We start from the raw sequence: 11295 nt of genomic DNA, 5'->3' as shown, positions 1-11295 counted from the left end.
GCCAATCAGGTCCTCTTACTGTCTAAAACCACCAAGTCTCCAAAACCCGGAACCTGCTTTTGCGTCTTTTTTGAGATTTTTTGGCCAAAATCCGGCAAGCCTTTGAATCTGATAGGTTTTTATTTTTATTATTTATGACCATCGTTGGTGAAATGCCCTGCTCAATCAATCCAGAGCTTGCACACTGGTCCACCAGGGCATGGGCTGATCGATGCGAATCGGCAATGCTGAAGCCAGCATTTTCAGCACGCGGTCCGTGTCATGAATGGGGAAGCTGCCATAGACCTTCAGATCGGCCACTGCCTCATCTACACCTAGATAGCCTTTGCGGTAACGGCTCAATTCCTTGATCACGCTACGCAAGGCAATGTTGTCAGCCACCAGCACGCCTTGGGTCCAGGCTTCGCGCGCCTGATCGGCGTCCATGCTTTGCCGGATACGCTGCGCACTAAAGTGCACCTGCTTGCCCGCCTGTACCGTGGCGGTGTTTTGACCTTTTGCCGTAGACACCTGCACAGCCCCTTCGTAGACCGCCAGCTGCGTACAGTCCTTGTCCATACGCACATTGAATTGCGTGCCCAAGGCACGCATATTGCCCTGCGGAGTTTGAACAGTGAACGGTCTGTCCGTATCGTCTTTGGCCGTCTGAATGAAGATCTCGCCGGAGATCAAAACAATATGGCGAACCTGCGCAGTGAACTGCACATCAATCGCAGAGGCGGTGTTCAGCCACAGCCGGGAACCGTCTGCCAGCACAATCTGGTTCTGCTCTCCGGTTTGTGTAGAGTGGTCAGCCGCCAAAGCCAGAACACTGGAGGGCAGCCAGGACTGACGCCAGCCCAGCCAGCTTAGAACTCCCGTGCCTGCCAGTACGGCGACACTGGTCAGCACGCGACGGCGCTGATGCAACCGCTCGTTAGCCGTATGCAATTTCTCTACCACACGGCGCGAATCCGGCGTGGTACGCACAGGCTCAAAACTGCGGCTGACTTCCTCCACATAACGCCAAGCGGTGCTGTGCATCTCGTCCTGCTTGAGCCAGCTCTGCCAGGCAGAGCGCTGCGCCGCACTGACTTTGCCATCGCGCAGGCAGGCATACCATTCAGCGGCTTGCATCAAAACGGCATGGGGAGGTGTAGCGGGAGAAGAAAAACTGGAACCGTGCTTCATGAGACTTAGTACTGAGGTTCCTGACGCAATTCGGCGACGGTCTGGCAAGCATGCAGACTGATGCAGCCCAACATGGCTTGTGCCACGTACTTGCGCACCATGCGACCGGAAATACCCATTTCTGCGCCGACCTCATCGTCCGTCATCTCGCAAATGACGGCCAGGGTAAACGCCTTGGCCGCTTTGGGAGACAGGCTGCTGAGCATGGCGCTGATCTCTTCCAGCGCCTGCAAAATCATGGCCTGGCGTTCTGCCGAAGGGTAAAAGATCTCTGGCGTAGTGGCCAGAATCTCCAGCCAGGCCTGCTCAATTTCCTGACGTCGCCACAAGTTGATGCACAGGTTTTGTGCCGTCTTGCGCAAGTAGGCGCGGGCCTCGCCAGGACTGGCAAATTGCCAGCGAGAACGGCTGCTTAACAAGCGTACAAAGGTGTCCTGCGCCAAGTCAGCCGCCTGGTCCGCGCCACCCAAACGGTGATGCAGCCAGCGCTGCAACCAACTATGGTGGTCGCAGTACAGTGACTCGACCGACTCGGCCGAATACATGCCTGACAAGGGAAGAACTGAAGATGACACGAGGGTACTCCGCACTACACATAATGAGAATCGTTATCAATTATTATATGGTGCTGTTTGTGCAGTTCGCTAGCGGTGTGTGTTTGGGGCGACACAAGGACCCTCGTTACCGGGATACTTGTCTCTCTCCACCACTAGCTGTCTATAACGTGATCTAAAAAAATCTGAAATACAGCGAGTACCGCATGTAAAAATCGCAGTTAAAAATAAAACCTAAAATATAAATAACATTATTATCAGCCACAAAACAAAGTAGCTCTCTGAATAAGAATTTGGTAAAACAAAAGATTTAAAATGGAGAGATAAATTGGAAGCAAGCAAAAAAAACCGCATAACATTCGGCATATCATCAATTATATTAATATGCACTATCGCTTTATTCCTATTAGGTTATAGTTCCGCGCTAGCAATAGAATCGGTATTCGGAATACCAGCAAAACTAACCTACTCATCAACTCTAGAATTACTTCATCTATCAAGTTTAGTTTTCTCTGGATGGTTAGACGAAAAAAATATTCACACCTTTCTTGAATCTACAAAAAACCTAACAATAGCAACACTAATTGCAGGAATATTAATATCAGCAGCTACATTCACCACAAAAAAAATATACAAAAAAAACAAAGAAAACAAAAAACATCAAGAAAAAACTGAGGGTAAAAGTTTTCTCATAAAAACCACCCAATGCATTAATAAAGAAAAATTAATTTTTTTACCTATATTCATTGGAGCGACATTTCCAGCGGCAATAGCATTGATTATAGTAGCTATAATAGCTCTATTTATTACTATACCCGCAATTGGCATTCCAGCAGCAGAACAACATTTACAAAGCTGGCTGATAGAACCAGATTACTGCACTCCTTTGATAAATAGAGAAAATAGAATCCAAAAAAACAAAAACCAAAACAAAAATCAGAATAAAAACCAAAAAAAGATAACGCCATGCGTATCGATATGGAAAAACGGAAAATATATAGCAGAAGGCCGATACATAGCATCCATAGGAACACATATTGCTATATTCAATCCAGAAAACGGAGAGGTATCAATCGAACCAATTGATGGCGCATCTATAAAGGTAAGTGGAGAAGAAAAAATAAATCAAAAAGAAAACAAAAAAATCAGCGAATAAAAAAAGAGCCATGAAAATGGCTCCTTTTTATTGATTAATTTAAACTTTATATCCAAGCAAAAAATCTCTTATCATGAATTACTCCACTGTCACGCTCTTAGCCAAATTCCGTGGTTTATCCACGTCCGTGCCACGCGAGCAAGCTGTGTGATACGCCAGCAACTGCAGGGTCACGGTGTGCAGGATGGGAGACAGTTTGCCGTAGTGCTCCGGCATACGGATCACATGCACGCGCTCGCTGCTGCCGATGCGGGTATCGGCGTCAGCAAACACATACAGCTCACCGCCGCGTGCATGGACTTCTTCGATATTGGATTTCAGCTTTTCCAGCAGCTCATCGCGTGGGGCGATGGTGACCACGGGCATGGCCTCGGTGACCAGGGCCAGAGGGCCGTGTTTCAGTTCACCAGCTGGGTAGCCTTCGGCGTGGATGTAGCTGATTTCTTTCAACTTCAACGCGCCTTCCATGGCGATGGGGTAATGCATGCCACGGCCCAGGAACAAGGCGTTTTCCTTGCTGGCAAAACGATCCGCCCAGGCCATGATCTGTGGCTCCAGAGCCAGCACAGCCGCGATAGCGGTAGGCAAGTGGCGCAGGGCTTTCAGGTAGTCGCCTTCCTGCTCCTGACTCAGGTGACCTTTGACTTGAGCCAGCGCGATGGTCAGCAGGAACAAGGCGGTCAACTGGGTGGTGAAGGCTTTGGTGGAAGCCACACCAATTTCCACGCCAGCACGGGTGATGTAGGACAGCTTGCACTCGCGCACCATGGCGCTGGTGGCCACGTTGCAGATGGTCAGGGTCTGTTCCATGCCCAGGCTGCGGGCATGTTTCAAGGCGGCCAGAGTATCCGCGGTTTCGCCGGACTGGGAAATCGTCACCACCAAAGTGCGCGGGTTGGGCACGCTGTCGCGATAGCGGTACTCGCTGGCGATTTCCACGTTGACGGGGATTTTGGCCAGAGACTCGATCCAGTAGCGGGCGGTCAGACCGGCGTAGTAGCTGGTGCCGCAAGCCAGAATCAGCACATTGTCGATGTCCTGGAAAACCTTGTAGGCTTGGTCACCAAACAACTCGGGTGTAACGCTTTCAATGTCTTGCAAGGTATCGCCTACAGCGCGGGGCTGCTCGAAGATTTCCTTTTGCATGAAGTGGCGGTATGGGCCCAATTCAGCGGCTGCGGTGTGCAGATGTACGGTGTGTACAGGGCGATCAACGGCGCGACCGTCTTTGTCCATGATCCACACTTTATTGATCTGCAGATCGATCACATCCCCGTCTTCCAGGTAGATGATTTGATCGGTGGTGCCGGCCAATGCCAAGGCATCCGAAGCCAGGAAGTTTTCATTCTGGCCCACACCTACAACCAGCGGCGAACCATGGCGCGCACCCACCACGCGATGTGGCTCGTCCTGACAGAACACAGCGATGGCGTAAGCCCCCGTCAAGCGACGAATGACCTGCTGCACGGCCTCGAACAGGTCACCGTTGTACAGGTGGTCGATCAGGTGAGCGATAACCTCGGTGTCGGTTTGGCTCTCGAACACGTAGCCAATGCTTTGCAGCTCGGCGCGCAATTCGTCGTGGTTTTCGATGATGCCGTTATGCACCAGCGCAATACGTGCTTTGCCCTTGCCGGAGAAATGCGGGTGTGCATTATGAGTAGCAGGCGCGCCGTGCGTTGCCCAGCGAGTGTGAGCAATGCCGGTAAAGCCTTGCAGATGATCTGCCTTGACCTGTTCTTGCAGCTCGGCCACGCGCTGAGTACTGCGTGCCCGCAACAACTGGCCCTGCGCATGAACAGCAACGCCGCAAGAATCGTAGCCCCGGTATTCCAGACGCTTCAAACCTTCCAGCAGCACGGGGACAATATCGCGTTGCGCTACCGCGCCAACAATTCCACACATAGCCAACTCCTGTTCATGGCCCCTTTCGGTGGGCCAACTAATCAATTCAATCCGCTTATTCTGATCTGAATCATGAAAAATTTTATGTCTATTTTTTCTTCGAAATGAATTAAAATTTCATTTAATAATCAATATGAAAGAAAAGCTAAATTAATTTTATTTAACGGAATTTTATTTCATCATAGATAGATAAACAATGTCATGATTGAACTGGATGAGCTGGATTTACGCATTCTGGAGCAACTGCAAAATGATGCTTCCATCAGCAATCAAACGCTGGCTTTGCGCGTGCATGCCTCTCCCCCAACCTGCCTGCGGCGAGTACGTCGTTTAAGCGAACAAGGGGTAATTCGCAGGCAGGTTGCCTTGCTGGACCCGGAGCAACTGGGCCCCAGCTTGACGGCCATTGTGGAGATTACGTTGGACCGTCAGGGTGAAGAATATCTGCAGCAATTCGAGCGCCTGATGGCCCCCGAAGCAGCGGTGACGCAATGCTATCGCGTCTCGACCGGGGTGGATTTCATTGTGATCTTGCAAGTCAGCGACATGACGGCGTATCACAAGCTGGCTCACGCTTTATTCACCAGTCAGGCGAATATCCGCAATATACGAAGCTTCTTTTCGATTCATCAGGCCAAGTTCGAGACGCGGGTGCCTTTACCTGCACCAAAGATGTAAGCCGGGCTCAGTTCCGTACACGTTGCTGTACCAGTTGCTGATACAGACGCAAATAACGTTGCGCCATGACGGCAGGGTCATGCTCCTGTTGCACCCAGCGATGCGCCAGCGCTGCCTGTTGCCGCGCTGCTGTCGGATTGCTCAAGGTGTCATCCAAAGCCTGGGCAATGGCTTGTGCATCCCCAACCGCACATAATTTGCCGCGTCCATTATCCAGCAGCTCACTCAAACCGCCCGCCATCGTGGCCGTAACGGGCACGCCGTACACGAATGCATCAAGAACGCTGGAGCCCAGGGCTTCATGCCGGGAGCTCAAGACAAAGCCGTCCATCAAGCGATAAGCCTGTTCGGGGCGGGCTTCAAAACCAGCCAGCTTGTAGCAGTCTTCCAGCCCCAACTGCGCAATCAGTTCCTCTGCCGCCGAGGTCTCGGAGCCAGGCGCACCGAAATGCAAAAACACAAAGTCCTGACGACGCTGATACAAGGCATGAACCGCGCGTATCAAAGTCTGGGGATCTTTCTCGGACGTCAGTGCCGCCATCGTCCCTAGAACGTGCAAGCCCTGCGGATTCCACCGCAGCCGCAAGTGGTTCACATAGGCTTCATCCTGCTCGACGTACTCGATGGCACTAGGAATCACATCTACGGAAAAGCCCAGGCGACGCGGCTCTGCCGCTGCTGCCTGGCTGATCGCTACCAAACGATCCGCCTTGCGCCACTTCCAACGCGTGCGTCGTTCCTTGGAAGTCAAAGCGCTGTCTGGCTGCTGTCCGCTACGTTGCTCGACGCGTTTGCGGTCAATCGGAAAAGCCGTGCGGCGCGTAAAGACCACCCGTTTGGGCAACCAGAAATGCAGCAAGGCCAGCCAGCTCATGCAGGACGCGGTTTGGGAATGGACGATATCAAAACCCCGGCCATGCACCAGTAAATAGCGCAGCGCGGCACCTACGGAGGCGCATTCCACCACACTCACGCCCTGCTCTTTAGCACGCCTGGCCAACTCTTCATCACGTCGGGCCAATAGACTGACCTGATGACCAGCCTGTTGCATCTGCTGGATGCTCAGCAGGGTTTGCCGCTCGCCACCGCGCCAGCCGCGCTCGAAGTTAAGCTGCAGAATGCGCATGACGACGATCCAGAATCAGCCCATCCGGGCACTGTGTGCCACAAGAGCACGCAGCAATGCTCCCCTTGCGATGCAAAGGGAGAAATACCGAAGATGGGCTAACACACATCAAGATTTGCGAACCGGGCGCTTCCAGCCGGACACGCTGCGCTGTTCCGAACGCGACAAGGTCAGCTGATCATCCGGTGCATTGCGCACCAGGGTCGTACCCGCGCCAATCGTTGCGCCACGGCCTACCGTCACCGGAGCCACCAGCTGCGTATCCGAGCCGATGAAGGCATCGTCACCAATCACGGTGCGGAACTTGTTCACGCCATCGTAATTGCAGGTGATGGTGCCTGCGCCAATGTTCACACGCTGCCCCACATCGGCATCACCGATATAGGCCAGGTGATTGGCTTTGGAACCTTCACCCAGCTGGGTGTTCTTGATTTCCACGAAGTTGCCCACGTGGGTGTGATTGGCCAGAACAGCACCAGGGCGCAGACGGGCGTAAGGGCCGATACGGGCTTCTTCGCCAACCTGGGCTTGTTGCAGATGGCTGAAAGCTTCGATTTGCGTACCGGCACCAATCGTCACGTCACGCAGCACGCTATGCGGGCCGACACGCACGCCGTCTTGCAACACAACCTTGCCTTCAAACACGCAACCCACATCAATGAACACATCACGGCCACACTCCAGTGTGCCGCGCAGATCAAAGCGGGCCGGGTCGGCCAAGGTCACGCCTTTTTCCAACAGACGGCGAGCCTGTTCTGCTTGCCACAGACGCTCCAGCTCGGCCTGTTGAATGCGGCTGTTCACACCCAGGGTTTCCCAACCAGCAGCTGGCTGAGCAGCTTGCACGGGCACGCCATCGGCAACCGCCAAGGCAATGATGTCGGTCAGGTAGTACTCGCCCTGAGCGTTGTCGTTGGTGATGCGGGTCAGCCAATCTTTCAGGCGCGCCGTCGGGGCTACCAGAATGCCGGTGTTCACTTCCTTCACGGCACGCTCGGCTTCGCTGGCATCCTTGTGCTCGACAATGCGCTGTACGGTGCCATCTGCACCGCGAATGATGCGGCCGTAGCCGGTAGAGTCTGCCAGTGTTTCGGTCAGCACGGCCACGCCTTGGCCACGCGCTTGCAGCAAGCGGCGCAAGGTGTCAGCCTGAACCAAAGGAACGTCGCCATACAGAACCAGCGTGGCGTCATCTTCCTGGTCGCCACCGACCAGTTCAGGCACGGCCTGTTGCACTGCATGGCCCGTACCATGCTGAGGTTGCTGCAAGGCAAAGGCCAGCTCGGCCTGTGCGAAGGTTTGCTGAACGCGCTCGGCGCCATGACCCACCACGACCACAACTTTTTCCGGCTCCAGTTCACGTGCGCTGTCGAGCACGTGGGCCAGCATGGATTTGCCGGCGATAGGATGCAGTACTTTGGGCAGGTCAGACTGCATACGCTTGCCCATGCCTGCTGCCAGAATCACGATATTAAGCATAAAAATTTACCTACAAGGTTGGTCGATCAGTTCTTTTTGGTACTGCTTTTGGTGCTGCGCGTGGCGGTTTTTTTAGCCGCCGTTTTGGTGGCCGCCTTGGCCGCAGTTTTAGTGGCGGCTTTCGCTGCCGTTTTTACCGGCTTGGCTGCTGCCGGAGCACTGGTCTTGGCCGACGTCTGGGCATTGGCAGCTGCCGGTTTGGAGGGTTTGGCCGACGAGCCTGCCGCTTTAGCCTTGCTCGCCTGCTGACGATAATTTTCCACCTGCTGCATTGATGCGGCTGTGGCGGTCGCCATGGCATCAAACTGCTGTTGCAGCATGTTCCACCACGCTTGTGCAGCGGGATTGCCTGCACCGGCGTCCTGCTGTGCACCGGGCTGTTTATCTTTTGGGGCGTCCTGCTTGGCAGCCGCTTCGGGCTGTGGTGCAGCTTGTTGAGGCTGTGTCGAAGCATGTTGAGATGCCGTTTGCGATGCCGCTTCCGGCTTGTTGGCCCCAGACTTGGAATCTGAGGCAGCCGCGCTATCCGCCGCTGCCGCCATGGGATTGAAGGCCATAAAGGCTTCAAAGGGATTTTTCCCGCCCGCAGCCTGCGTACCTTGCTGTGCCATGGTTTTGATGGCCGCCAAGGTGGAGCGCTGAATCTCCAGCCCCTGGATGGTCGTGCTCAGCATGGACAGGTTCAGCTGCAACCAGCTTTCCACGGCACGCAAGTCACGAATACGACGATCCAGATCATCGGGGGACAAGCTGGGCATCATGCCCGAGCTCAAATCGCCCGCCCCGCCGCTGGCCATGTTTTTCCAGGCCTGCGCCATCATGTCCATGCTGCGCAGCAAGGGATTGTTGCCGCCGCCCAAGGCATTGAAATCAGGTATACCAAAAGGATTCGGGTTCATGCGTAGCTCCCATCGGGTTGATGCCTGCCCGGTGACTCCCAGGTTCAGGCCAGCTGTTCCAGATGCTGCTTGATGCTGTCGATCAGCACCACTTGCGCTTCCAGGGTAAACAAATCTGCTTCTATCATTTGCCAGGCTTCATCCAGCGTCAATAAGCGAAACTCACTAACCTCACCGTCCATATTGCAGGGCCGTACATCGTCGGCCAGCACGCAATCGCTAACCAGGGCGTTCTCCACCTGATAGCCTTCCGGCAGGCGACGGTGCATGCGCAAGGACACACGCAAAGGGGTGCAATTGTCCAGCACGGACTCGGCCAACCCCGCTTCTTCATAACTTTCGCGTATGAGGGAGGTATGCAGTGATTCACCACTGACCGCCAATCCACCGACCAGCGTGTCCCACATATTCGGGTCTGTTGACTTAGTGGGTGAACGACGTGCGGCCCAGATACGGCCGTCTGTGGACCAGCCATTCAAATGCACGGCTTGCGTCAAAAAGCCCAAGGGCCGTACCGCACCGCGTTCAATGCGCGACAGGCACTGCCCTTCTCCGACCACGTCCAGCAACTCGTCACGCCAGGCCCGAATGCAACCGCCTTCCTGCAAACGCAAGGCGACCTGATCCAGGACCTGAGCCAAGCTCAATTCCTGGCTGGGGCAATCGCTCAGACGCAAGACATCTTCTTCAATCGAGACCCCTGGCAAAGGCTCGATACAACGAGCGGCCTTGGGGGTGATCCATCCGGCAACGCGCCCATCAACAGTGACAGGACGGCTGCCCGGTGGGGGCAATTGTTGCAGCTGACTGGTCAAGCTGGCCATGCGCTGACGCAGGGCCTGAGTAAGTGATCGGTTCTGGAACAAAGTCATAGTCGGCGATTGTAATTCAAGCCTTGCCCCATTACGGCTTTTGTAGCGTTTAGTCCAACCTTGTCTTCTAGGGACATACCCTGCCCTTGAAGGCTAAAACAAGTTCTATATAATTTCCGTGAACAGATAAGCTACTAAAAACTTCGAGCGGACCAGCACTTAGATGCGACAAGCCCGCCACTGCAACACAGCAGTTTCTTCCAGCGTTGGATTTTTCGGAGCGTTGACGCAGCCGAACCCCGGTTTGGCATGGCAACACCAAAAGAGGGACAACAATGAAGATGTGGAGAAGTTTATTTGCTCTGACCGCCTGTTCGACGGCAGGGCCAAGCCTGGCTCAGATCACCCACATGGAGGGTGGTCCCCGTGTCAATCAGCTCAATTTGCATAACGGGGTTACCCCCATCGCCCAGGACATTGCCTGGCTGCATTGGATGATGCTGATCATCTGTACCATCATCTTTATTGGCGTGTTCGGCGTGATGTTCTATTCCATCATCCGGCACCGCAAGTCCAAGGGCGCGATTGCCGCCCGCTTTCACGAACACCTGGGTGTGGAAGTGGCCTGGACCATCATTCCTTTCCTGATCGTGATCGGCATGGCACTGCCTGCCACCAAAACCGTGGTGGCCATGAAGGACACCAGCAGCGCCGACCTGACCGTCAAGGTCACTGGCTATCAGTGGAAATGGGGCTACGAGTATCTGGACGGTCCGGCCACGGGTGTGAAATACCTGTCCAACCTGTCCACCCCACGCGCCCAGATTGAAGGCCGCGAACCCATTGGCCCGAACTATCTGATGGAAGTGGACAAGCCACTGGTCGTGCCGGTTAACAAGAAAGTGCGCGTCATGCTGACGGCCGAGGACGTCATCCACTCCTGGATGGTGCCCGAGTTTGGCGTCAAGCAAGATGCCATCCCTGGCTTTTTGCGCGATACCTGGTTCCGTGCGGACAAGGTCGGCACCTACCGCGGTCAATGCGCCGAGCTGTGTGGCAAGGACCACGCCTATATGCCCATCGTGGTGCAAGTGATGGCGCAAGAAGACTACGACAAGTGGGCTCAGGAGCAGAACGACTTGATGACTGCCCAGGCCGACGATCCCAATAAAGAGTGGACCAAGGACGAGTTGACCGAGCGCGGCAAACAGATCTTTGCGCAGAACTGCGTGGCTTGCCACCAGGCCAACGGCAAGGGCATGCCCGGCACCTTCCCCGCTCTGGACGGCGATACGAAGTTCGTGCTCGCCCCCAAGAAAGGCCAGATCGACACGGTGTTGAATGGTCATCCTGGCACCGCAATGGCCGCCTTCCGCAATCAACTGACCGATGTACAGATTGCTGCGGTCATTACCTACACACGCAATGCCTGGGGCAACGCTGGCAAAGGGCCTGACCCTGTCGTGATGCCCGCCGACGTCAAGGAACAGCGCTAATTTTGCGCGCGCCGCCTATC

10 protein-coding genes are annotated in these 11295 nt (G+C 54.6%); 3 read left to right on the top strand and 7 right to left on the bottom strand.

Going from position 1 to position 11295, the window contains the following annotated elements:
- Nucleotides 1–165: 165 nt before the first annotated feature.
- Together M2Q46_RS13325 and M2Q46_RS13320 are read right to left on the bottom strand one after the other, a co-directional pair.
- Nucleotides 166–1170 (bottom strand): FecR domain-containing protein, encoded by a 1005-nt coding sequence (locus M2Q46_RS13325; RefSeq protein ID WP_302357430.1) that lies wholly within the window; start codon nucleotides 1168–1170, stop codon nucleotides 166–168.
- A gap of 5 nt (nucleotides 1171–1175) precedes the next feature.
- Nucleotides 1176–1745: a sigma-70 family RNA polymerase sigma factor gene (locus tag M2Q46_RS13320; protein WP_367997726.1), complete on the bottom strand. Its 570-nt coding sequence runs from the start codon at nucleotides 1743–1745 to the stop codon at nucleotides 1176–1178.
- A 307-nt stretch (nucleotides 1746–2052) separates the two neighbouring features.
- Here M2Q46_RS13320 and M2Q46_RS13315 point away from each other — a divergent pair, with 307 nt between their 5' ends.
- Nucleotides 2053–2880: a hypothetical protein gene (locus M2Q46_RS13315; RefSeq protein ID WP_302357429.1), complete on the top strand. Its 828-nt coding sequence runs from the start codon at nucleotides 2053–2055 to the stop codon at nucleotides 2878–2880.
- A gap of 78 nt (nucleotides 2881–2958) precedes the next feature.
- Here the strand turns inward: M2Q46_RS13315 and glmS are convergent, their stop codons facing one another.
- Nucleotides 2959–4785, bottom strand: coding sequence for a glutamine--fructose-6-phosphate transaminase (isomerizing) (gene glmS / locus M2Q46_RS13310; RefSeq protein WP_254002418.1), 1827 nt, complete (start codon nucleotides 4783–4785; stop codon nucleotides 2959–2961).
- Between the two features lie 201 nt (nucleotides 4786–4986).
- Here glmS and M2Q46_RS13305 point away from each other — a divergent pair, with 201 nt between their 5' ends.
- On the top strand, nucleotides 4987–5463 hold the full coding sequence (locus tag M2Q46_RS13305; protein ID WP_052159272.1) for an Lrp/AsnC family transcriptional regulator: 477 nt from the start codon (nucleotides 4987–4989) through the stop codon (nucleotides 5461–5463).
- 7 nt (nucleotides 5464–5470) lie between these two features.
- Here M2Q46_RS13305 and M2Q46_RS13300 read toward each other — a convergent pair whose 3' ends face one another.
- From M2Q46_RS13300 to M2Q46_RS13285, 4 genes are all read right to left on the bottom strand, one after another.
- Entirely contained in the window at nucleotides 5471–6589 is a 1119-nt protein-coding gene (locus M2Q46_RS13300) for a glycosyltransferase family 4 protein (RefSeq protein ID WP_302357428.1), read from the bottom strand.
- A 108-nt stretch (nucleotides 6590–6697) separates the two neighbouring features.
- Nucleotides 6698–8068: a bifunctional UDP-N-acetylglucosamine diphosphorylase/glucosamine-1-phosphate N-acetyltransferase GlmU gene (glmU, locus tag M2Q46_RS13295; protein ID WP_035269735.1), complete on the bottom strand. Its 1371-nt coding sequence runs from the start codon at nucleotides 8066–8068 to the stop codon at nucleotides 6698–6700.
- A 26-nt stretch (nucleotides 8069–8094) separates the two neighbouring features.
- On the bottom strand, nucleotides 8095–8967 hold the full coding sequence (locus M2Q46_RS13290) for a PhaM family polyhydroxyalkanoate granule multifunctional regulatory protein (RefSeq protein WP_302357426.1): 873 nt from the start codon (nucleotides 8965–8967) through the stop codon (nucleotides 8095–8097).
- Nucleotides 8968–9011: 44 nt separating this feature from the next.
- On the bottom strand, nucleotides 9012–9839 hold the full coding sequence (locus M2Q46_RS13285; protein ID WP_009457498.1) for an NUDIX hydrolase family protein: 828 nt from the start codon (nucleotides 9837–9839) through the stop codon (nucleotides 9012–9014).
- Between the two features lie 350 nt (nucleotides 9840–10189).
- Between M2Q46_RS13285 and coxB the strand changes: the two genes are divergently transcribed.
- Nucleotides 10190–11275, top strand: coding sequence for a cytochrome c oxidase subunit II (gene coxB, locus M2Q46_RS13280; protein ID WP_223253977.1), 1086 nt, complete (start codon nucleotides 10190–10192; stop codon nucleotides 11273–11275).
- The last annotated feature ends 20 nt before the right edge of the window (nucleotides 11276–11295 follow it).

Source organism: Alcaligenes sp. YSL9 (assembly GCF_030515105.1).
Taxonomy (GTDB): domain Bacteria; phylum Pseudomonadota; class Gammaproteobacteria; order Burkholderiales; family Burkholderiaceae_B; genus Alcaligenes; species Alcaligenes phenolicus.
Note: the sequence above shows the minus strand (reverse complement) of the source record. Positions and strands in the feature narration are given on the sequence as shown.

Bases quoted from the DNA above. Each gene is read 5' to 3' on its own strand.
- M2Q46_RS13285 (WP_009457498.1), bottom strand. From the start codon at position 9,839: ATGACTTTGTTCCAGAACCGATCACTTACTCAGGCCCTGCGTCAGCGC.
- M2Q46_RS13325 (WP_302357430.1), bottom strand. From the start codon at position 1,170: ATGAAGCACGGTTCCAGTTTTTCTTCTCCCGCTACACCTCCCCATGCC.
- M2Q46_RS13290 (WP_302357426.1), bottom strand. From the start codon at position 8,967: ATGAACCCGAATCCTTTTGGTATACCTGATTTCAATGCCTTGGGCGGC.
- M2Q46_RS13300 (WP_302357428.1), bottom strand. From the start codon at position 6,589: ATGCGCATTCTGCAGCTTAACTTCGAGCGCGGCTGGCGCGGTGGCGAG.
- M2Q46_RS13305 (WP_052159272.1), top strand. From the start codon at position 4,987: ATGATTGAACTGGATGAGCTGGATTTACGCATTCTGGAGCAACTGCAA.
- coxB (WP_223253977.1), top strand. From the start codon at position 10,190: ATGGAGGGTGGTCCCCGTGTCAATCAGCTCAATTTGCATAACGGGGTT.
- glmU (WP_035269735.1), bottom strand. From the start codon at position 8,068: ATGCTTAATATCGTGATTCTGGCAGCAGGCATGGGCAAGCGTATGCAG.
- glmS (WP_254002418.1), bottom strand. From the start codon at position 4,785: ATGTGTGGAATTGTTGGCGCGGTAGCGCAACGCGATATTGTCCCCGTG.